Source organism: Anabaenopsis sp. FSS-46, assembly GCF_029891665.1.
GTDB classification, from domain to species: domain Bacteria; phylum Cyanobacteriota; class Cyanobacteriia; order Cyanobacteriales; family Nostocaceae; genus Anabaenopsis; species Anabaenopsis arnoldii.
The window spans coordinates 1-21,813 of record NZ_JANQDG010000094.1 but is presented as its reverse complement, the minus strand read 5'-3'; the positions used below and the strand labels follow the sequence as shown (position 1 = coordinate 21,813).

The 21,813-nt window shown below is 41.6% G+C and carries 16 protein-coding genes and 1 pseudogene; 7 read left to right on the top strand and 10 right to left on the bottom strand.

The features are described 5' to 3' along the window. Together NWP21_RS11155 and NWP21_RS11150 are read left to right on the top strand one after the other, a co-directional pair. Nucleotides 1-263, top strand: a 263-nt coding sequence (locus NWP21_RS11155; protein ID WP_348519772.1) for a type ISP restriction/modification enzyme, incomplete at its 5' end; no start/stop codon positions are given. A 397-nt stretch (nucleotides 264-660) separates the two neighbouring features. After that, the gene (locus tag NWP21_RS11150) at nucleotides 661-4,275 is read left to right on the top strand and encodes a helicase-related protein (protein ID WP_280792743.1); all 3,615 of its coding nucleotides are present in this window, start codon (nucleotides 661-663) and stop codon (nucleotides 4,273-4,275) included. 8 nt (nucleotides 4,276-4,283) lie between these two features. Here NWP21_RS11150 and trpE read toward each other — a convergent pair whose 3' ends face one another. From trpE to NWP21_RS11135, 3 genes are all read right to left on the bottom strand, one after another. Then, complete coding sequence (gene trpE / locus NWP21_RS11145; protein WP_280792742.1) at nucleotides 4,284-5,798, bottom strand: anthranilate synthase component I; 1,515 nt, start codon at nucleotides 5,796-5,798, stop codon at nucleotides 4,284-4,286. Between the two features lie 88 nt (nucleotides 5,799-5,886). Further along, entirely contained in the window at nucleotides 5,887-6,306 is a 420-nt protein-coding gene (locus NWP21_RS11140) for a photosystem I reaction center subunit II PsaD (RefSeq protein ID WP_271733846.1), read from the bottom strand. A gap of 93 nt (nucleotides 6,307-6,399) precedes the next feature. After that, nucleotides 6,400-8,409 carry a DICT sensory domain-containing protein gene (locus NWP21_RS11135; RefSeq protein ID WP_280792741.1) on the bottom strand — a complete coding sequence of 670 codons (2,010 nt, stop codon included), beginning with the start codon at nucleotides 8,407-8,409 and terminating at the stop codon, nucleotides 6,400-6,402. A gap of 473 nt (nucleotides 8,410-8,882) precedes the next feature. Here NWP21_RS11135 and NWP21_RS11130 point away from each other — a divergent pair, with 473 nt between their 5' ends. Continuing rightward, nucleotides 8,883-11,162: an amylo-alpha-1,6-glucosidase gene (locus NWP21_RS11130; protein WP_280792740.1), complete on the top strand. Its 2,280-nt coding sequence runs from the start codon at nucleotides 8,883-8,885 to the stop codon at nucleotides 11,160-11,162. A 67-nt stretch (nucleotides 11,163-11,229) separates the two neighbouring features. On the opposite strand, the gene NWP21_RS11125 is transcribed toward NWP21_RS11130, so the two are convergent. Both NWP21_RS11125 and NWP21_RS11120 read right to left on the bottom strand, forming a co-directional pair. Beyond that, a complete protein-coding gene (locus tag NWP21_RS11125) occupies nucleotides 11,230-11,550 on the bottom strand; it encodes a DUF2973 domain-containing protein (protein WP_271733843.1) in 321 nt (106 codons plus the stop codon). A 245-nt stretch (nucleotides 11,551-11,795) separates the two neighbouring features. Next, the gene (locus NWP21_RS11120; RefSeq protein WP_271733842.1) at nucleotides 11,796-12,113 is read right to left on the bottom strand and encodes a DUF2605 domain-containing protein; all 318 of its coding nucleotides are present in this window, start codon (nucleotides 12,111-12,113) and stop codon (nucleotides 11,796-11,798) included. Nucleotides 12,114-12,411: 298 nt separating this feature from the next. Here NWP21_RS11120 and thrS point away from each other — a divergent pair, with 298 nt between their 5' ends. Further along, nucleotides 12,412-14,256 carry a threonine--tRNA ligase gene (gene thrS, locus NWP21_RS11115; RefSeq protein WP_280792739.1) on the top strand — a complete coding sequence of 615 codons (1,845 nt, stop codon included), beginning with the start codon at nucleotides 12,412-12,414 and terminating at the stop codon, nucleotides 14,254-14,256. Between the two features lie 21 nt (nucleotides 14,257-14,277). Here thrS and NWP21_RS11110 read toward each other — a convergent pair. Further along, nucleotides 14,278-15,129: pseudogene (locus tag NWP21_RS11110) on the bottom strand (Rpn family recombination-promoting nuclease/putative transposase). 274 nt (nucleotides 15,130-15,403) lie between these two features. Between NWP21_RS11110 and thrB the strand changes: the two are divergent. From thrB to NWP21_RS11095, 3 genes are all read left to right on the top strand, one after another. Continuing rightward, nucleotides 15,404-16,321 carry a homoserine kinase gene (gene thrB, locus NWP21_RS11105; protein WP_280792738.1) on the top strand — a complete coding sequence of 306 codons (918 nt, stop codon included), beginning with the start codon at nucleotides 15,404-15,406 and terminating at the stop codon, nucleotides 16,319-16,321. Nucleotides 16,322-16,327: 6 nt separating this feature from the next. Beyond that, a complete protein-coding gene (locus tag NWP21_RS11100) occupies nucleotides 16,328-16,840 on the top strand; it encodes a hypothetical protein (protein ID WP_280792737.1) in 513 nt (170 codons plus the stop codon). A 255-nt stretch (nucleotides 16,841-17,095) separates the two neighbouring features. Beyond that, entirely contained in the window at nucleotides 17,096-18,709 is a 1,614-nt protein-coding gene (locus tag NWP21_RS11095; protein WP_280792736.1) for an NAD(P)H-quinone oxidoreductase subunit 4, read from the top strand. A 110-nt stretch (nucleotides 18,710-18,819) separates the two neighbouring features. On the opposite strand, the gene NWP21_RS11090 is transcribed toward NWP21_RS11095, so the two are convergent. The 4 genes from NWP21_RS11090 to NWP21_RS11075 form a co-directional block, all read right to left on the bottom strand. Next, a complete protein-coding gene (locus tag NWP21_RS11090; protein ID WP_280792735.1) occupies nucleotides 18,820-19,611 on the bottom strand; it encodes a peroxiredoxin-like family protein in 792 nt (263 codons plus the stop codon). Between the two features lie 74 nt (nucleotides 19,612-19,685). Then, nucleotides 19,686-20,432 (bottom strand): hypothetical protein, encoded by a 747-nt coding sequence (locus NWP21_RS11085; protein ID WP_271733835.1) that lies wholly within the window; start codon nucleotides 20,430-20,432, stop codon nucleotides 19,686-19,688. Nucleotides 20,433-20,469: 37 nt separating this feature from the next. Continuing rightward, nucleotides 20,470-20,919, bottom strand: a complete 450-nt coding sequence (locus NWP21_RS11080) for a DUF488 domain-containing protein (RefSeq protein WP_271733834.1) — start codon at nucleotides 20,917-20,919, stop codon at nucleotides 20,470-20,472. Further along, on the bottom strand, nucleotides 20,903-21,583 hold the full coding sequence (locus tag NWP21_RS11075; protein WP_271733833.1) for a DUF488 domain-containing protein: 681 nt from the start codon (nucleotides 21,581-21,583) through the stop codon (nucleotides 20,903-20,905). Before NWP21_RS11075 ends, NWP21_RS11080 begins: the two co-directional genes overlap by 17 nt. Nucleotides 21,584-21,813: the final 230 nt, after the last annotated feature.

Below are 21,813 nucleotides of genomic sequence, written 5' to 3'. Positions count from 1 at the left end.
AAGGAATTATTATCTTAGATGATGTGACCACATTACAAGGTATACCCAGTATAGCATGGGAATATATGCTGGGCAATCGTTGCGCCTTAGAATGGATTTTAGATCAATATAAAGAGAAGAAACCCAAAGACCCGACTATTGAGGAAAAGTTTAATACTTACCGGTTTGCAGACTACAAGGAACAGGTAATAGATTTATTGATGCGGGTGTGTAGGGTGAGTGTGGAAACCATGAATATAGTTAATCAGATGTCGGGTGGTTAAGATCCCCGACTTCTCACATCATCACAGATAATCTAAGATAACTTAGCTAGAAGTCGGGGATCTGTGTGACTGTGGGAGGGGGTGTAAGATCCCCGACTTCTCTCCCAAATATTCAATAACTCCCTAGGTTATGGAAGAAGTCAGGGATCTGTGGGGCGATCGCCACCCAGGGAACCGGGGGTTAAAAACCCCCGTCTCAAAGCTAAAGTCAGATAAATCTGACTAGAAAATCATGTATGTAATCATAGTCTAGACCGCCAATCAACCTTTGCGTACCTTTGCGCCAACCTTTGCGCCCTTTGCGTTCAAAAACAGATATAGGGGAACTGTCCCCTTTCCTCACTGATAATTTCTCAACTCAAATAGGATGACTAATAAGAAAAGGAAATAAATCAATATGACTGCGAACATAGCTGAGGATTTAGGAAGATTATTTGAGGTGGGTTTTAATATTGGTGTTCTCTGCTATATTCAGCAACAACAAATTAAGCAGAAATTTGGTAATCTATATCGTCACCAATTACAAAACCTCAAGTTCTCTAAAATTCGACAAAGAATAATTGATAGGGTATTAAGTACCTTAGAACGAGATATAGCTGAAACCTGGTGTCAATTCTTTGTTCAAAAGGGATTTTTATCGGGGTTAAATTTCTTTAGAGAATATTTGACATCTTTGGGGTATGAAGAATCAGGGAATTACCCACACCTGGAAATTCTCTATTATCAATGCTGTTTTCATGGTGATAACAGTATTGGAACTTATGAAACCGACCAGACCCAGTGGTTTAAAGATGTTCTTTCCCAGTTTGATCAGTTACAAAATACTGCTGACTATATTCCTAGATATCAGGAAAAAGGTAGTTTTCTGAATGCAGATACTTTGATTTTGCTCAAGTGTCGGCGTAAATATCGGGTTTTATGTCTTGATTTATCAATATTTTCTGTTCACACTGATGAAGATATCCAAAATATTGATTATGTGGAAGTTATTCGCAACTTATTGATGCGGGATGTTAACTATGTCCGTTCTAAAAGTGTGTTTTCTAGCTTGAGTGTTGATACTAATTCTTTGGGTTTGGACTTCTCACCTAGTTTAACAGACTATTTCACAGCTTTTAAAGCTAAAGATAAGGAAACCGCTAAGTTAATTCAAGCAGCAGCTTATATTTATAGCTTTAACCAATTTCTCCAAGAAACGGGGATAATATCAGATAGATCGTCAATTGTGTTTAATGCTATTGGTTATAGCGATCGCTCATTCAATACTATATCTATTACACCAGATCAACTCAAGATTTTTGAGACTTGTCATCAAATCTATAAATCACATGACAAAGAAGAACAAATCACCGACGCACGTCGTCGAGTTTTAGATAAAATTAAGCGTAACGCTGGGAGTAGCTTTGACCAAGGTAGGGAGTTTGTCAACTCTCTTTTAAACATTACCCGCGATCGCATCAATATCATACCACCTCACACCGAGAAAATTAGCGACTTTTTTAACTCTGTCGCCCCAGTTCCTCCAGAGTTAATTTCCGACTTAGGTTTGACGGGAAGCTACAACTTTCGCGAAGCACATAGTCAACTGATTCAAAAATCTTTGCTGTCTGAGAATACCTATATATTCCTCACCGGAAACCCAGGTATTGGTAAAACCACTGCGATCGTCAATTTTCTCAAACATCATCTAGATGAAGGGTTTCTATTTTTCTATGTCAGTCCCCGCAAACAGGTAAATCTCGACATCATCGAAAAATTCAAGGATAAAGCAACCGGTGATTTAGTAGATGACAGAATCTTGGCGATCAATACTCATACTCACCTGATTCAAGATAACTCTGGTAAATGCTCTGTTGAATATACCTCGAACCTATATCAAGAGGATTTTATTCAAGGAACAGTTAATTTCCTTAAGAGTCAAAATCTGGAAAGAGGGGTGAGACGCAGTAACCGACTCGAACACATCACCGATGATACTATTATAGACCGGGGAGAAAAAACCGCAGGTGTTTTAAAGAGTCTTTGCAAAGGACTATATACTACCATTACTCACAAATTATCTAACAACGTTATTGCTACTACTTCCACCCAGTCTCTGAAGAAAACTCAGACTGGAAATACTCTTGAACACCTGGAGAAAATATTCAGCGACGCATACAACACCAGGGAAAATAAGGTCTTTCCCCAAAAGATGCAAAATATCTCCCGTCGCATCAAACATCTATTTATTATGATAGACGAAATTACCGGGGATGAGGGAGGGGTGGAGTTTCTCCATGGTATTCATAAACTCATCAATAAATATCAGTTAAATCAACCTGAAAATGGTTTTAACACTAAGGTAATTATTGCAGATGCTTCCATCGTGGATCAAAATGTCATTTGTCAACATCTAGAAAATACCACCCCCGAACCCAATAAAATCTACTTTCGTCACGCTCTGGAAAATATTCAACCCCTGTCAGTGGTCAATTTGCAGTTTAAAAAATTACCTGCGACCATGATTAACGCTAATTCCTACCCCGCTCAAAGCTTAACTATTAGCTATCAAATTTTTATTGAGTCTTGTAAATTTAGCGATCGCGCGCAATTAAAGGATAAATCTAATTTAGAGCAAAAGCTCTTAGATGTCATTTTCGCCGATATCCAGAATTTATTACAAGATTCTCAGGTGCAACAATTTATAGTATACATCCAAAATAAACCCAAACTAACACAAATTATTGACAAGCTCCAGGAAACCTTGGGTAAAGAGAACTTCCAGAAAAATACTCATTATATAGAAATACACGCCAATATCTCGGAATTAGAAAAACAACAACTTCAACAGTATCAGGAAAATGTCAAGGTAGTCTTCATGACTGCTTCGGGAAGTCGTGGTTTATCTTTCCCCAAAGCCAAGCACATTTTGGTAGAAATCCCTAAGTTTGAGATTGAAAAAAACCTGATGGAAATCATTCAGGTGATTTACCGCGGTCGGGGAAATGATCATATAGATAACCAAGATAAATACTTGTACTTCTATTTAGCTGAACGTTCTGTTTATTACCAAGATGACCCTCAATTGTCTTTACAAGAAAGTGTCCTCAGTTTATTAAACCTGCTGTTAATTCTTAAGGCTTCCATGATGACTCGCATATATGGTTATGGTAAAATTGGCAGAAAGAAATATATACTGATTCCTATCGGTGGTAAGTCGGTTTTAGCTGCTGGGGAAACATTTTCTAGTCAAATAGTTAATCTGATCAACCAACTTAAGAAAGAATATCAAATCCATCGGAGTCATGAGTTATTAAAACAAGTCTATACCAGTCTAGAGAAACTCATGGGAGATGGAAATTTTCGGGTTGAAAACACTCCCGAAGAAAGTTATTTAAAATTACAGAAGTCTTTTAAGGAGCAATTTTTGCAATTAGCTAATAGTTTTGATCAACTCCTAGATGTTCCTCCTTTAGAGTTAGCTTATATTAACGGTGGTTTGCTCATAGTACCTAGTAAAAATATCCAAGAATCTTATCAAATGAAATTCCTGGATATAGAAAAGTACGCTCATGGAGAATTATGGGATAATCTCAAACTAATTAGTAAAAATCCCATTTATCCTGAAAACTTAAGATTTGCAACTCAAGATGCAATTGAACTAGTGGAAAAATTGAAAAAAGCGCCACCCAAGACACAAAACTTCACACAAACCAGTGAATATAGTGACCAATATTACGCCTTACCCTTACTTGTATTTATTAGTGGAGAAGTCATGAGTCAATATTTTGCTGAGGAACCAGAAGAACCAGAAGACCTGCGTTTCCGTGATATTCTATTTACATACCTTCGTTCGTTATACCCGGTCACTAACATCTTACCTATAGGTCATAATTATCAAGAATTTCCCTTTTTAGTCTTTAGAAGTTCTGCTTTAGCAGAAATGAGACAAAAACTGTTCACAGAAAAATATCTACTACACTCCCGGGAACTGAATGTATTAAACCTGATCCTCGCGCAAAAAATTGATTAAATACTACATCATTGTAAACAACTAATAGCTACTAACAAACCTCGAGCTTTATTTAAGGTCTCCTGATATTCCTTCTGTGGGTCAGAATCAGCCACTAGACCCGCACCCGCCTGGACGGTTACAGTATGATTATGCAATACCATCGTGCGAATCGCGATCGCAGTATTCAATTGTCCCTCAAAATCGTAATAACCATAGACCCCAGAATAAACACCCCGACGACATGGTTCCAACTCGTGGATAATTTCCATCGCCCGGATTTTCGGCGCACCGCTGACAGTACCCGCTGGGAAACAGGCCTTGAGTAAGTCCCAGGCGCTTTTATCTGATGATAGCTTACCCACCACATTACTCACAATGTGCATCACGTGGGAATAACGCTCTACCACCATTAACTCATCAACTCTCACGCTTCCACTTTCACAGACCCTTCCTAAGTCGTTACGACCTAGGTCAACCAACATCACGTGTTCTGCTGTTTCCTTGGGATCTTGCAGTAAATCTGTAGCTAAAGCTGCATCTTCCTGTGGGGTTTTACCTCTCGGACGCGTCCCAGCTATGGGTCTGACTGTAGCTACTACCCCACCCGCTCCATCGGCTTGGGCTTTTACCATCACCTCCGGACTGGAACCGATAATCTGCCAGTCTTGGAAATTAAAGAAAGCCATGTAGGGGGAAGGATTAATTTGGCGCAGGGAGCGATAAAGGGCAAAGGGATCACCTTTATATTTTGTCGATAACCTCTGGGATATAACGACTTGAAATATGTCTCCAGCCTTTATGTATTCCTTCGCTTTCTCCACACTATCACAGAATTCCTCCTGTGTCAAGTTGCTAGTATATTCTTCTATCCCTCCCCCATCCTTGCTGCCCGGCGGTTTCCATTCTAACATTGTTTCTTGGGGCGACACAGGGCGGGATAACTGAGAGAGCATCTGTGTGACGCGATCGCACGTTTGTTCATAAACCTGCCATAAATTCACATTTTGATCACGTAAATCAGCATAGGCGATCGCCCAGATTTTCCGTTTCACCTGGTCAAAAATTAACAAGTGGTCTACCTGCATCCACAATCCATCAGGGATGTTACGCTCATCTTGTGGATGAATAGGTACACGTGGTTCGATCCACCGAATCAACTCATAACCCCAAAAGCCAAACAGTCCGCCAATTCCTGGGGGGAGTTGGGGTAAAGTCACTGGTTTATAGGGTGCCAGACATTGAGCCAAAGCTGCAAACGGGTCTCCTGTAAACACAACTTGGGAACCATCCCGATGTGTTTGAGTAGTCGTGTCACCCCGGGCGGACAAAATCCACAGGGGATTACAACCGAGTAAACTATAACGGCCGATGTTTTCGCCCCCTTCTACTGATTCCAACAAAAAGCTATAAGGCTGACCGGAGCAGACTTTATACCAAGCAGATACTGGGGTATCGAGGTCTGCTACCCATTCTTGATACACTGGGACAAAATTACCTTGTAAAGCTAGTTCAGAAAAATCAGAGAAATCAGGGAACATCATAAATGGATTTAGAGAGTGGTGAGCACAGGAGGAGAGGGGGATGGGGAGAAACAATTCCATTACTCCCCTCATCCCCAATACCTAGCCTCTAGACATCGTGGGTAGCTTTACCACTGAACTTAAGTTTAGCGGGACTGGGATTTTCCCCAATGCTGCGTGGTACATGACGCACCTTTTCGCGACCGGCGTTAACTTTTTCTGGGAACACACCATCAGCTGGGTGAATGAAGGTGGTTTCCCCATTTGGTAAAATCCGGTAAATTTTGTAGTCTGTGATTTTGAATTTCCGGAGTTGACCGCCCAAGGCAATGCCATGTTCTTTACGAGCTATATATAGCAGGTTTTCGCCTTTGCGCATAGTAGCAGCGCCACCGGTAGGCATTTCAAAAACTTGCTCTTTAGGGCTAGTCCAAGTGATAGCGTACTTTTCTTCCTCTACTGCTTTTTGGAGTAAGCCACCAGTGCTACCACCAAATAGGGGGGTTTGTCCAGAAAGTTTTTCTGCCATAAAAAATATCTCTCTCAACGGTTTTTAGGGAATCGTAACACCGCTGACCCGATCATATTGCGATCGCGTCATAGACTGTAACAGTTTTTAGTCTTAGAAATTACTCTTGGCTTTCCTGCGCTGTTGTTCTTGACTGATGTGGGCAATGGGAACAGTGAAATGAAACTGACTACCCTGGTCTTTACCATTGGATTTTGCCCAAATTTCCCCGCCCCAGCCATTGACAATTTGGCGGCTAATTGCTAGTCCCAAACCAGTACCCCCCGCAGTACGTCGCATAGCACCTTCTTCTTGATAGAACCGGTCAAAAACGATTTCTAGACGATTGGGTTCAATACCCCGCCCAGTGTCAGCCACTGTCACCTCAACTAGATCATTGCTTTTCTGAGTGGCTGTAATCGTAATCGTTCCTGGAGGTAGAGTAAATTTACAAGCGTTATCGATTAGTTTAGCTATCACCTCCACCAGCCAATCACCGTCAGCTCTGACTAAGGGCAGATTTGGGTCTATTTGAGTTTGGATTTTGGGCGGCGGTTCTGTGGCCGAACGGCTGCGTAGTCGGCTGAGAGCTAAATCTACACATTCCTGTAAGGTCAGGGCTTCTGGATGCCATTCTACCCGGCCGCTTTCTAGGTTGGAAAGGGTGAGGAAATCTTGCACTAGTTTTCGCATTCTTTCGGAGTCCGACAGCGCAGTATTGAGCATCACTTGCTGCAAATCTAAAGGCATATCCGGCTCACTAGCCAGACTTTCTAAGCATACCTGAATTGTGGATAGGGGCGTGCGCAGTTCGTGTCCGGTAATCGCTATTAAGTTGCTGCGGGTGCGGTCCAGGGCTTCTAGCTGCTGGTTTAGCTCTTCAAGATTGGCGTAGGCTTCGGCTTGGATTAATGCTGCTCCCATTTGGGTGGCGACGGCTTTTACTAAGTCTTGCTCTCCCGATTGCCACTGGTGTGGTGGTAAGCCACAATAGTGTAATTCTACAATCCCTAACAACCTCCCCTGAAATAATACTGGTTCCATTAACCAAGAACGAATGGCGAATTTTTCGGCAATTTCACGCAGTTTATGGGAATTAATCACCCGACTATCACTCAGGGTATTATGTACACACACTCCCTCGCCCTTTTCTACTACTTCTTGAAATAAAGGATTCTGCCTTAACTCCCAAATTTCCCCAACTACAGGTAAAATTCCCGGAATTAAAAACTCATGTTTAATATCCGCCTGTGCATCTGTAGCTTGTGCACGATAAATTAAGCACCTACTAGCCCCTAATTGTTCCCCTAGTTCCTGTGCCGCTACTTGTAGCACTTCGTGGGGATCGAGCGATCGCCTAATCGCTGTACTAATGGAATTGACTAAACGTTCTTTTCGTGATTGGGCAGTAATGGAACGATAGGCTTTGTGCAATTTGTACTGACTAGCCTGTAGATAAGTCACCAACCGCTGGACAAAGGGGTCAGTATCTATGTCACAAGCATATTCAGCTGTTTGTAAGAGGGAATAATTTTTCTCTGACCCAATCCCAAACCTCTGGCGGGCTTGTTGAATTTTTTCTTCCAGGTCTGGTCTATAAACTATAATCCTGTCTAATAGCAATTCCGCTGCTTTCAGGCTTACCCCCCGTTCTGATGTCCAGATTCCCTCAAACCGGCGCGCCGTATCCATATCTAGATTAGAGCTAAATTCCGGTGTTTGCTGGTTTTTGGCAATGGAACCCAGGCTCTCCCGGCACACTAAACAAGTAGCATAGTTATCAGCAATTACCACCAAGTGCCATTCTTGACTTAAGGCATCTTCTGCTTCAAATACTACCTGCTCATAAGATTGGGAACTATTGGTAAATTCCGTTTCCCGTGCGGATAAAACATATATCTGATTACTACCCATAGCTAAACGCTGATAGCGATGAGCTTCTTGGCGATAGTATCGCTCACGTTGGAAGCTAGCAATTACCAATGGCTGCTCTAAAGTCCCCGCTAACACCTGATCTTCCATCGCGTGGGAAAGCGCTGTTAATGAAGCCTTGAAATATAGCTGGGGTCGCAGGTGGGGTATTGACTGTAGCAGATCACTCAGCACAGATGACGAAATGCTCATGAATATCGTTAAGGAAAAGCCCAATCACAAAAAAAAGATTCACTTCATAGCTGCATTGTACAAATTACAACGGATTCTCAAATGCTGCTCACCGTTAGAATCTGTAAAGAATTTTGAAGTCGAAAATTATCGGGTATTACGCCCAATACACATTCAACACACAGATCTGCTATCGGCTGGAGCCGCTGTTTATTGAGCTAAAATTCCCCATCAAAACAAATTTTCAGCTAAAAAACTATGCACTATTGTAGATGATTTTGGGCTGAGATCCCCAATACATCCTTCGCCAGTGGTAACTTGACTATCTTAGCTAAGTATATCCTGGTATTAGGTCACCATCGGGTTTGACGCGGTACTAAATGGCTGAAAATTCCCGCTTTTCCTCCTTGACTTTATATATGAAAAATATACTCTGGTAAAGATTTCTGTTTTGTCTGGCCTTGAATTGACCCTAGCTCAAGGAACTTTGCCTCATGACACCGGATCTACTCACCACCGCGGCACAAATTTCTCTGGATGGCAAAACTTTTGCTCCCGCAGAACAATTACCTCTACCGGAATGGCCTTGTGTTGTCAGTGAAAGACCACAACCTACTCTCACGGTTAAAGATGATGATCTATTTCTGGTGACGGATACCATCGGTAATATTTCTGGCTGTTCCCTCACCGATGGTAACCCTAATGTGGGACTATTTTGCTCTGATACCCGGTTTCTCAGTCGTCTGGAGTTGCAAATTCAAGGGCGATCGCCTATCCTCCTGGGTAGTAGTGCTGAAAAAGGGTTTTCTGTCTCTGTACTGTGTACTAACCCCAATATTGACCAACACCTGAAAGCTGAAACCGTAGGGATTCGCCGCGAACTTGTGTTAAATGGGGCGTTATTTGAGGAAATTGAAATATCTAATTACAGCACCACAAATGTCAGCTTTGAATTAAGTATCAGCTTTGATGCAGATTTTGTGGATTTATTTGAAGTTCGGGGCGCCCAAAGAGAAAAACGGGGTAAGATATTACACTTAATACAATCAACATCCCCAGACGCAGCACCTCTTACCAGTCATGGTCTTTCCTCTGTACATCCACCAAAAGAAAAATCTTTGACTTTAGCCTATCAAGGTGTGGATGGCTTATTAATGGAATCCCGCATCCAATTCCAGTATCGTCAGCCAGATGATTTCCAGGGTTATACTGCTATCTGGCGGTTAGATTTAGCCTCCCATGAAACCCAAAAGTTGGGTTACAGGGTGAATATGTTCACCGATAATCAACCCAGCTCTACAGTCAGTGCTGCTTTGACTTTAGTCCAAGCTAAGGCGGCTGAGTTGATGGAAGAGCAACAATGGATACAGGAAATTACCAAAATTAGATCGGATAAAACCATCTTTAATCGTATCATTGAGCGGGCAGAACAAGATATGTATCTGTTACGCCAATCTTTTGGTAACTATAAGACTGTTTCCGCCGGTGTCCCCTGGTTCTCCGCTTTGTTTGGGCGAGATTCCTTGATTACAGCTTCCCAAACCTTGATGTTAAACCCCCAAATTGCTCGGGAAACTTTGATGATACTGGCATCATATCAAGGTACAACTTACGATGACTGGCGGGAAGAAGAACCAGGCAAAATTTTACATGAGTTGAGGTTTGGGGAAATGGCTCGCTGTCAAGAAATCCCCCATACACCCTATTACGGCACGGTTGATGCTACCCCTCTGTGGTTGATGTTGTATGCTGAATACTATACCTGGACTCATGATCAAGAAACACTTGACAAACTTTGGCCCCATGCTCTTTTAGCTATGGATTGGATTGATCACCATCTCCAGGAAACTGGCTATTTGACCTACTACCGTAAATCTCCACGGGGTCTAACTAACCAAGGTTGGAAAGATTCTGGCGACTGTATCGTAGACCATAAGGGTGAACTCGCTCCCGGACCAATTGCTTTAAGTGAGGTACAGGCTTATGTTTATGCTGCTAAAATTAATCTCGCGGAAATCGCTCAGATCATGAAGCGACCAGACTTAGCAGAACGCTGGTTAGATGAGGCTAGACACCTAAAAGCCCGTTTTAATCAAGATTTTTGGCTCAAAGATCAGGATTTCTGCGCTCTGGCTCTGGATGGTGAGGGAAACCAGGTTCAAAGTATCACATCTAACCCCGGACACTGCTTGAAATTGGGTATTTTTACTCAGGATAAAGCCCACAGTGTGGCGGAACGATTGCGCGCTCCAGATATGTTTAATGGTTGGGGTATTCGCACTCTCAGCAGTTTGTCCCCCGCTTATAATCCTATGGGTTATCATATCGGCTCGGTTTGGCCTCATGATAATTCTCTCATTGCCATGGGATTGCGATCGCTCGGTTTAATTGACCAAGCTTTAGAAGTTTTCCAAGGTTTGTTTGATATGACTAACCACCAAGCATATCAACGCCCCCCAGAACTATTCTGCGGTTACCAACGTAATGGTGACCATGCTCCTGTACAGTATCCTGTCGCTTGTACACCACAAGCATGGGCGACTGGTTCTATTTTTCAACTGCTGCAAATGGTAGTTAATCTAGTCCCTGATGCTCAAAATAACTGCTTGCGCATTATTCACCCCACTTTACCAGAATCTATTAATTCTCTGTCATTCCATAACTTGCGCGTTGGTTCTACCATCCTTGATTTAGAATTTGAGCGCTCTGGTACTACTACCGCTTGTCGCGTTGTCAAAAAACGCGGTAATCTCCGGGTCGTTATTGAAGCCTAACTAGGAAATATCTCACAAATTTTTAGGGGTTGAGCCATGCTCAACCCCCACTACTACCCCCAGAAAATTAACTTTCTTCTTGACGATCAATTTTTTGCCCAGGAGAAGATTCATAAATCGCATCTAACTGTTGACGCGCATCCTCAACGTTGACTGAACGCATGACTAACAAGGGTTCTTTAATTAGGTTACCGGCGTTATCTAAGAGTTCTGGATGGGGAACAAATTGTTTTCTCGAAGATAGGTATCCTGGATTATCCATTGGGGAATATTTAGCTGCATCAACTCGCTCTCGATCAAAACTAAACATAATTAAGTTGCGGATTAAGTTCGCAACGGCTATGACAGCTAGAATTGTAAAAGCCAGAATGTAAAGTAAGTGTAACATTGGGTTTTCCTCCAAGAGCAGCAAATTTTAAAACTTTATTCGGTAGTGCTTTACTTCGCCTGTATTCTCTATCCGAGCGAATACAAATATGTCACGCAGGTTTGGTGCGCTTATACTTTTATGAAAAAAATTGTTAATCTCTATTTAACCTAGAGTAGCATGGGATACATTTTTTGTTAATGAAAATAATATTAAGGATTTTGTATCTTCTATGCGACTTGTATAGTTATACTGTCTTGCCAGGTTCAGATTTTTGGTGTCTGACGCCACCGCATTGATACATTCCAGCATTCCCCGAGCAGTTGATGCCAAGGCATTAAGGTTTTCATCTCAATACCGACTTGCCCTTCTGTGGCTGTAAATAGCATCCTGGCTACGTTTAGTTCATCTTGCGCTTGCTTGACTCGCAAGAGTAAATTAGATTGCTCTTCGTGACTCATAAATGTCAATTGCTCGGTTTCTAGCAATTCGTGCGATCGCGCGAACCAATAGTTAAAGTCCTCAAGTAAAGGCTCTAATATCGTTTTCAGCAGATCCGCCTGTGGTAAATTCGAGTCTCCCATAGATAAAAAGTATATTTCTAACTTCTCTCATAATATTAACATTTTTTACAAAAATTAACATTTCCTGAAATGATATTCTCAGATAGATCATGGAAAAAATCTGTAATCATCAGTTCTGTGAACTATAATTACAATGGCCGCCAGCCCCTTGGTGCTGCAGACTCCTAAACCTCATCAACTGTAGTTGCTGAGAACAGGTAATTAAAGTCTTTATATTTGAAGCAGCACTTTCTAGTGCTGTATGCTTCTGGAATACTGATTAATTATCTAAAATTATATTTTTACAATCACGTCGCTCATGGTTCAGCAGCCGATGTCGCTAAAATCATCTCTCACTCCGTCAGAACAACCTGAAAAAATTTATTTACCCCGGACCAGTGAATCAGAAAAATTAAAGAAGATTCGCCACACCGCTTCCCATGTCATGGCCATGGCGGTACAAAAGCTGTTTCCTAAAGCACAAGTGACAATTGGACCGTGGATTGAAAACGGTTTTTACTACGACTTCGATAGTCCAGAACCATTTAGCGAAAATGATTTAAAAGCCATCAAAAAAGAGATGGTGAAAATTATTAACCGCAAATTACCTGTAATTCGCGAACAAGTCAGTCGCGAACAAGCTAAAGAACGAATAGAGCAAATCCAAGAACCTTACAAACTAGAAATCCTGGCAGATATAAAAGAAGAACCCATTACAATTTATCATCTGGGTGATGAATGGTGGGATTTGTGCGCTGGTCCTCATGTGGAAAATACTAGCGAATTAAACCCCAAAGCTATAGAATTGGAAAGTGTGGCCGGGGCTTATTGGCGTGGAGATGAAACCAAGGCGCAGTTACAACGCATCTATGCTACTGCGTGGGAAACCCCCGAACAATTAGCTGAGTATAAGCGGCGCAAGGAAGAAGCACTCCGGCGAGACCACCGTAAACTAGGTAAGGAACTGGGATTATTTATATTTTCCGAACAGGTAGGGCCGGGTTTACCTTTGTGGACACCTAAAGGTACTTTGTTACGCAGTACATTAGAAGATTTCCTCAAGCAAGAACAGCTCAAACGGGGTTATTTACCTGTGGTTACACCCCATATTGCTAGGGTAGATTTATTTAAGACTTCGGGACATTGGCAAAAGTATAAGGAAGATATGTTTCCCCTGATGTCTGATGATGAGTCAGCAGCAGCACTAGAACAAGGCTTCGTCCTCAAGCCTATGAATTGTCCCTTTCATATCCAAATATACAAAAGTGAATTACGTTCATACCGGGAATTACCGATAAGGTTAGCAGAGTTTGGCACGGTTTACCGCTATGAACAATCAGGAGAATTGGGCGGTTTAACAAGGGTGCGCGGTTTTACTGTGGATGATTCACACCTGTTTGTCACCCCTGAACAGTTAGATAGTGAATTCCTCAATGTGGTAGATTTGATTCTGTCAGTGTTTAAGAGTCTACAACTGAAGAATTTTAAGGCTAGACTTAGTTTTCGTGACCCAGCTAGTGATAAGTATATCGGCTCTAATGAGGTTTGGGAGCAAGCCGAAGGGGCAATTCGCCGCGCTGTGGAAAAGTTGGGTATGGAATACTTTGAGGGAATCGGCGAAGCAGCGTTTTATGGTCCTAAGTTAGATTTTATCTTTAGTGATGCCTTGGAACGAGAATGGCAATTAGGCACTGTTCAGGTAGATTACAATTTACCAGAACGCTTTGATTTAGAATATGTGGCTGAAGATGGTTCCCGTAAACGTCCTGTGATGATTCACCGTGCGCCTTTTGGTTCCCTGGAACGCTTGATTGGGATTTTAATTGAAGAGTACGCTGGGGATTTCCCCTTGTGGTTAGCTCCTGTACAAGCTCGATTGTTACCAGTGGGTGAGGCACAACTTGATTTTAGCAAAGAAGTGGCGGCGAAAATGCTGGGGGCGGGTATTCGGGTTGAAGTCGATACCAGTGGCGATCGCTTGGGTAAGTTAATCCGCAATGCTGAGAAAGCCAAAATACCAGTAATGGCTGTAGTGGGAGCTAAAGAAGTTGAATCTCATAGCTTGAGTATCCGTACCCGCGCTTCTGGGGAGTTGGGGGCTATACCTGTGGATGAGGTGGTGGATAAAATGAAGAATGCGATCGCTAAGTTCGAGAACTTCTAACCATCATCGACTAGGCTCTGCCTAGTCTAACCACCTGTGTAAATCAGCTATGCTGCTAAAATCAAGCAATGCTTCCCCCAGATTTTCTAATTCTTCTAAAGATAGAGTTTCAACAATCTGGCGCACATCTTCGGGTAATTCCCCCACCTTGCGAGTTAATAGTCGCAGGACTAGGGTTCTTTCCCTTTGTATTCCTTCTTCTCGACCTTCTTCTCGACCTTCTTCTTTAATTTCTCGGTAAACTTGCGTTTCTTTGAGTGTGATTCCTAGCATGGTTTCAACCTCCCTTCGGCTTAATTTTTCAAACCTGTACACCATAATTGTAGTGACTAATTCAATTATGGTGCGACTGGCGGTTTCTGACTGCTCATAAGTGGAACGTTCTAGTAAATACTTAGCTTCAGATGGTGCTTGTTCTGGCTCTATAGTTGTTAGTACCATCAATGCTACCCATAGGGGTAATTGGCGAATATTGCCCAATTCCTCTAAATATACTCGATGCACTTGGTGACTATTGAGCAACCCACGATGGGGATAAATATTTCTTTGTTCAATACTGCGTGAAGGGTAAATTATCACCGCTTGCCAATCCCTAAATCTTTCCCGGTTACGGTAGAAATATAATAAGGATTCTGCAAATACTCTCTCATAGAGTTTTTCGTCTTTTTGAAATTGTACCTCACAGAAATACACCACACCCGGATTTTCATTTTCTGGTGGTAAAAATACCCCGTCAATTTCAAATTTAGGTTCTTTGACAGCTACTGAATCAAAGCGATATTTTTATGCATTGACTGGCGGATTTGTCAATAGTTCAAATAGTAAACTTGGGGATTGTTGAAATAGTTGGTAAAATATGGAATCTCGGCGCATAAAAGATATTCCTACATGAGCGCCATCATCAAAGACTGCTTAAGGGCGATCGCTCAGTTTTTCACATCTTAACCCCTCAGGTCTGCTAACCAGGACTGTAAATGATCCAGATTTTCTCAAAGTGATCACTAACTGCGATAATTTTAGTTCCCTGGTGAATCTTTGGTAATATATTAAGTCTTGTAAAGCATACTTTTGCCCAATTAGCAAGACTCTTGAACAAATCAACCCTTTACATGAGATGCTAGTGGATTGATTGGGTGAGTATTTGCAAATGTCTGTTATTTCTACTATCACTGTTAAGGTTCCCGCTACAACTGCCAATTTAGGCCCCGGTTTTGACTGTATTGGTGCAGCCTTAACCCTATACAACAAGTTCACTTTTACTCCTCTAAATGGGGGTGAATTCATCATTGCTGTTACAGGTGCAGAAGCTGAAAGTGTACAAACCGATACCAATAATCTACTGTATCAGGCCTTTGTTAAGTGCTATCAATATATAGGACAAACACCGCCACCAGTAAAAATGGCAATTGAGCTAGGTGTACCTTTGGCTAGGGGTTTGGGTAGTTCAGCGACAGCCATTGTCGGGGGTTTAGTGGGTGCTAATCAGTTGGCGGGTGCGCCTTTGAGTCAGTTAGAAGTAATGAAATTAGCGATCGCCATGGAGGGACATCCTGATAATGTCGTCCCGGCTCTGTTGGGGGGATGTCGTCTGGCGGCTACCAGTGCCGATGGTTGGGAAATTTGCGATATTCCTTGGCATAGTGATATTATACCAGTGGTGGCGATTCCTGATTTTGAGCTTTCTACTAGTGAAGCCCGTCAAGTTCTACCGACTGAATTTAGCCGTGCAGATGCAATTTTTAATACTGCCCATTTAGGGTTATTATTGCGGGGACTGGAAACTGGTCAGGGAGAATGGTTAAGAGCAGCTTTACAAGATAGATTACATCAGCCTTATCGTCAAGCTTTGATTCCCGGTTACGATGCTGTTAAGGGGGCGGCTTTGGCTGCTGGTGCTTATGGGATGGTGATTAGTGGTGCTGGGCCGACATTGTTGGCTTTGGTAGATAGGTTACATTCCCAGTCTGTAGAAGCGGCAATGTTATCAGCTTGGCAGTCGGTAGGAATTATAGCAGTTGTGCGATCGCTTTCTCTAGATACTCAAGGCGCAAGCTACCAAGGATAAACTCCAATGATTGACCAAATTCATACAGAAATCACCACTCTGAATTCACAAATTCAAGCGCTCCAGCAAGAACGGGCTACCTTGACTATTAATAATGTATTATCTAGCAAGAGTGATTCACCCTCAGCTATGGTGGAAGCTTGTCGCCGCCAAGCACGAGAAAATCCCCAATTATCTGTGGAACTCAAGGGTATAGATGATGCGATCTCCGCCCTGGAATTACAGCTAGAATACAAACAAGCTGAGTTACAACGTTGCCGAAATAAATCTCAACAACTTACCCCACAGCAGGAGTTAGAAGCAGCTAGAAAGGTAGCTCAGGTTCATGCTGAACGCATTAATCAGCTAGCTGGGGAATTAGCCACAGAAATCCGTCAGCTGAAATCTTGCACTGATTACTTAAGTCCTTTGTATTGGCAGGTGTACTACAAGCCTTTTATTACTGGTTTTAAGACTATCTCAGTTCCCCATGTCCGCTCAGATGGGGAAGTCTGGACAATTGTCAATCGGATTGTGTAAAGTCGCTTGTTTCCATTTAACCAAAACAATCCATATTCTAACTTAAAAAGGTGGCTTCAGCCGCCTTTTTTATTAAATGTTGTGTTGACGTTACAAAAATTTACAACTAGAATTGTTTTGGCAAATATTCAGTAAGTATTTATTCCTATAACTTGCTGAAAGTGCCAGTATTAGGGATCAATAACATTTACAAAAGTACAAATTCCTTAATATAATTAAATCAAAAGCAAAAAGGTAAATTGATTGTCGGAAGTGATGAATGCTATTGAATTTCCGTGGCTGTCAGCCATAATTTTATTGCCCTTGGTGGCTGCCTTAGCCATACCCTTAATCCCAGATAAAGAAGGCAAAACAGTACGCTGGTATGGTTTGGGAGTTGCCCTAGCCGACTTTGCCCTAATGATTTATGCCTTTTGGTACAGCTACGACTTTCAAAACCCCACACTACAACTGGTAGAAAAATATTCTTGGATACCACAGTTAGGTTTAAATTGGTCAGTGGGGGTTGATGGTCTATCCATGCCCCTGGTGTTGTTAACAGGCTTAATTAACACTCTGGCAATCTTCGCGGCCTGGAAAGTCACAAACAAGCCGCGCTTGTTTTATGCTTTGATGTTAGTAATGTACAGCGCCCAACTAGGGGTATTTGTCGCCCAAGACTTGCTGTTATTCTTCCTCATGTGGGAAATAGAGTTAGTACCTGTGTACCTGCTAATTGCCATCTGGGGAGGTCCCAAGCGTCGTTATGCAGCCACCAAGTTTATTATTTACACAGCCGCCGCATCAATATTTATCTTAGTCGCTGGTTTTGCCATAGCATTCTCAGGTGATACCGTCACCTTCGACATCGCCACACTGGGAATAAAGCAATACCCTAAAGCTCTAGAACTGTTAACCTATGCAGGTTTCCTCATTGCCTTTGGTGTCAAGATGCCAATTTTCCCCCTACATACTTGGCTACCTGATGCCCACGGTGAAGCCTCTGCACCTGGTTCTATGATTTTAGCTGGTGTGTTATTAAAAATGGGCGGTTATGCACTCATCCGCTTCAATGTGGAAATGTTACCTAATGCCCATGTTTATTTTGCCCCAGTTTTAGCAATATTAGGTGTAGTAAATATTGTGTACGGTGCTTGCTGTGCCTTTGCCCAAACAAATCTCAAACGCCGCTTGGCTTACTCTTCCATTGCCCACATGGGATTTGTATTAATTGGGATAGCCTCTTACACAGAAATTGGTATTAGCGGTGCTGTGCTGCAAATGGTTTCTCACGGTTTGATAGCCGCTAGCTTGTTCTTCTTATCCGGTGTCACTTACGAACGTACCCACACCTTAATGATGGACAAAATGGGCGGTATAGCTAAGGTTATGCCTAGAACCTTCGCAGTGTTTACCATTGGGGCTATGGCTTCTCTGGCTTTACCCGGTATGAGTGGCTTTGTGGGTGAATTGATGGTGTTCCTGGGTATTACTTCCAGCGACGTTTACAGTTCCAGCTTCAAAATTGTAGTTATCCTGTTATCAGCCGTTGGCGTAATTTTAACTCCAATTTATTTACTATCCATGCTGCGCCAAGTTTTTTACGGCCAGCAAAGTGAAGAATTACATCTAGATGCTGTTATCCCTGATATCAAACCCCGGGAACTATTTATTACCGCCTGTTTGATAGTTCCCATCATCTGTATTGGTCTATATCCTAAATTGGCTACCCAGACTTATGATGTCAAAACAGTGGAAGTAGCAGCCCATGCGCGTCAAGTTCTGCGGGTTTTCGCTCGTCAGCAACCGGTAAGTCTGTACTCACGTCTCTTCACTGCCCCAACCCTAGCTTCATCTGAAGTTGATACTTTAGTTAATATCTCAGAGTAAATATCGTACCCACCAAGGGTGTTGCCAGTAAATTTTAAATATGAGGGGAAATAGGGTGGTTAGAAGACCACCCTTAAATTTACTTTTTTTATAAAGTAACAACTAGTTACCTATTGAGCACAAATATCTCTTTCAATCAAAGATAAAAATGATAGTGGCTGGCTCATATTAGCAGCAAAGCCCAGAATTCCTCGGTCTCGATGTTCGTAAACTAACTGGCCTTTTGTGTCAAACAGAAAAGTTCCACCGCGCTGAGTTAAATAGGCACAATCAGGTACATAAGTGTGCCAATTTTTCAGGACTTCCGTCATATTACGTAGGCGTAGGGTAGCTAATTCAAAAGGACGTTGAAAACCACTCCCCCCTGCTAATTGGAAAAACGAGCCTTGAAAAGCAGGTAGAGGAGTAGCTTGAATAATTTCATCATCCTTTATCAGTTGAGGGGCTTGGCGATCTCCCTTGTATCCGCGAAAAACTTCCGCCAGGGTTCCCGGACTTCCAATCCCAGCACACATCAATAGCAGATTTAGCCAAGCTTTTTGAGACTGAGAAAGTCCGGGTAGAGACACATTCAGACCAGAATAAAGATTGAGTTGACAATGTAATTCTGCATTCGGTTCAACAAATAAATTTTCAGACGGAAATCCTGTATATTCACAGAATTTTTTTCCGGAGCCTAAGTTACCAATTCCCACAGCACGAATAGCGAGTTTTTTATCTGCCAACTGTTCAGCTGCTCGCTGTAACCACCACGCATATTCCAGACTATCAAAATCCCCAAGTTGCGGCCAGACTAAAATAAGGATATGTGAGGCCGTCTCGCAATTTTCTAAAAGCGATCGCATCATGCCATCACTAACACGCTGACGTTTGGTCTGATTAAAAATAGCGTAGGGATTCATCAGAAGGTATTAACTGCTGTTTGGCTCAATTTTACCCCAATTTATCAATATTTGTGTTGATTTTAGAGGGTAAATTATCCCCATTCTAAACGGTGCTTTACATCTGCTACGTTGATGACTGCTGCAACTAACTTGTAGCAAAACCTTTTTTCTTGACCAGAAGATATGAAAGGTTCTCCTAGGCTGATAGTAAGTCTGAATTGATCCGGATCAAAGTTATCCAATTGTAATTCTTGTATAACTTCTTGAGAAGAATATGTTCCCTCTTCAAAATAATCAAGTTTATCTGTCCATATAGGATCAGTAATCGGTAAATCATACAAAGTTCCAGATAAACAGAAACGACATCTGAATTTCTTTTCATAGAACTTTTTTTTAACTTGCCACTCAATTTTTTCTGGTTTTATCAGTGCTAGTGAAGACTGAGCAGGTGATTTTTCTAGATTTTCATAAGAAATTTGTTTATCTGAACTACCTAACAGTTGTGGAGAACAAGAATGTCTTTGAATTTCTGGTTTTAGCAACCTTTGAGCTTGACTTAAAGTTAAACTTCCTAATACTTGCCATGATTTACTAGAATCTATCAACCAATTTTCAGGTTGATGGCATTCAGGAGCGGGTTTAATACATGGAATTCTGATAATGTCAAAAAGTTCAGGTTCTCTGTCATCCCTGAAAGTGTAATGTTCTGGATATAAGGTACCATCTTCTTCGTTAGACACTGGACGTAGCCACCCTGAACCATCCGTTTTCAAACCAGCAATACAAATTCCACCATGTTTAGTAGATTTGGCCAGGCAGATAATTTCAAAAACAAGCATTCTGAACCTCTGATTAGCACCCTTTTCAAGATTACGTTTAAAGGTGATGAATTTTGATTTCTGTGTCTAGCTTACTTTGCAAGTACTCAGCAACTAACCTGCGATGGCAATTATGAGGTTTTGCTTCACTACACAATAGACAAGCTTCATCTATAAGGTCTAAATTAACCTTGTTCTCAATCTGTCTCTGTGTCAGCAGTTCATTGAACCTTTTTTCATATGTTGTCCAGTTAATTTCGTTTTTTTTATATTCCTCCAGAATATCTTTAGTTGGAGCTAAATCAAGAATATGAATATATTCAATTTGTGCTATTTTCCCCAGAAAGTACTCCAAGTCATTCTTTTTTGTAAAGCCAGCCAATTGGGAAACATTATTCAGTCGAGTATCAATAACTCGTTTCACCCCAGCTTTGATAAGTGTTTCAAAGAATTGTTCCGCTTTTTTCTGGGTAAAACCAATAGTAAATAGATTAACTTGCTTGCTCATGAGAATCTTCTGTATCCGTATATTTCTGTTCTACATAGGCTATTTTTTCACCTTGTAACTGATATGCTTTTTGCAGCAATTCCTGACGTGAAAGATGTTTTTCTACAGTATCTATGGGTCTGAGAGCAAAAAGAGAAAGCTGTTTGACATGATTCTGATCATCCAGCAAAAATTTATATAAATTGTGCTGCTTTAACAGTCTATCTTCTAAACAGTCATGTGATTCTAAATCACCATTTTTATGAATATGGTTGATTTCTAAATTAGTCTTTTTCAAATGTGGACAAACCAAAATAGCTCTATGGCAAACAATAGGGTCTTTTTCAGCACACATTAAAGTAATTTGATATTGTTTAGCACCTTGGATGAGACGATTTAACCCAGTTGCAAAACCTTTTGTTGCACTAATTAAATCATAACGAGCCATACCATCTACATAGCAGATCCGATCATCAGGACGAGCGCCTAAATTGTCGCCCAGGTTAACATAGGCAATATCTACAGCTGCGAGGGATTTTTTCAAAGCAGCTTGATTGAAATGTGGAAATCTGCGGCTATAAGGGCTAGAGCGGACATCTGCTACAGCAGTAATTCCATGTTGCTGCAAAAGTGCAATAAAATTTTCAATTGAATGATTGGAGTGTCCAACCGTGAACATTTTCATAAATTCTGATCCTGTTAGAGGATGTTTGTCAAGTCATGATTAGTGTATCAACTATTGTTTGACCCCACCCTAACCCTCCCCTTGTAAGGGCTATCCATTACCCGGATCTTTCTTAACATTCGTGAGAGCGATCGCTCGCAAACCCCCAAACCTTAATCCTCCGTTGATGATTATCAATAAAATAAGGTTTTTATCAATAAGAATAAGGTACATTTTGTCAAGAGTAGGGA

What these genes read in the sequence shown, in the direction of transcription:
- NWP21_RS11075 (WP_271733833.1), bottom strand. Translation starts at nt 21,583, where the DNA reads ATGAAAATGTTCACGGTTGGACACTCCAATCATTCAATTGAAAATTTT.
- thrS (WP_280792739.1), top strand. Translation starts at nt 12,412, where the DNA reads ATGGTTCAGCAGCCGATGTCGCTAAAATCATCTCTCACTCCGTCAGAA.
- NWP21_RS11095 (WP_280792736.1), top strand. Translation starts at nt 17,096, where the DNA reads ATGAATGCTATTGAATTTCCGTGGCTGTCAGCCATAATTTTATTGCCC.
- NWP21_RS11150 (WP_280792743.1), top strand. Translation starts at nt 661, where the DNA reads ATGACTGCGAACATAGCTGAGGATTTAGGAAGATTATTTGAGGTGGGT.
- NWP21_RS11100 (WP_280792737.1), top strand. Translation starts at nt 16,328, where the DNA reads ATGATTGACCAAATTCATACAGAAATCACCACTCTGAATTCACAAATT.
- NWP21_RS11120 (WP_271733842.1), bottom strand. Translation starts at nt 12,113, where the DNA reads ATGGGAGACTCGAATTTACCACAGGCGGATCTGCTGAAAACGATATTA.
- NWP21_RS11130 (WP_280792740.1), top strand. Translation starts at nt 8,883, where the DNA reads ATGACACCGGATCTACTCACCACCGCGGCACAAATTTCTCTGGATGGC.
- NWP21_RS11090 (WP_280792735.1), bottom strand. Translation starts at nt 19,611, where the DNA reads ATGAATCCCTACGCTATTTTTAATCAGACCAAACGTCAGCGTGTTAGT.
- NWP21_RS11085 (WP_271733835.1), bottom strand. Translation starts at nt 20,432, where the DNA reads ATGCTTGTTTTTGAAATTATCTGCCTGGCCAAATCTACTAAACATGGT.
- thrB (WP_280792738.1), top strand. Translation starts at nt 15,404, where the DNA reads ATGTCTGTTATTTCTACTATCACTGTTAAGGTTCCCGCTACAACTGCC.
- trpE (WP_280792742.1), bottom strand. Translation starts at nt 5,798, where the DNA reads ATGATGTTCCCTGATTTCTCTGATTTTTCTGAACTAGCTTTACAAGGT.
- NWP21_RS11140 (WP_271733846.1), bottom strand. Translation starts at nt 6,306, where the DNA reads ATGGCAGAAAAACTTTCTGGACAAACCCCCCTATTTGGTGGTAGCACT.
- NWP21_RS11080 (WP_271733834.1), bottom strand. Translation starts at nt 20,919, where the DNA reads ATGAGCAAGCAAGTTAATCTATTTACTATTGGTTTTACCCAGAAAAAA.
- NWP21_RS11125 (WP_271733843.1), bottom strand. Translation starts at nt 11,550, where the DNA reads ATGTTACACTTACTTTACATTCTGGCTTTTACAATTCTAGCTGTCATA.
- NWP21_RS11135 (WP_280792741.1), bottom strand. Translation starts at nt 8,409, where the DNA reads ATGAGCATTTCGTCATCTGTGCTGAGTGATCTGCTACAGTCAATACCC.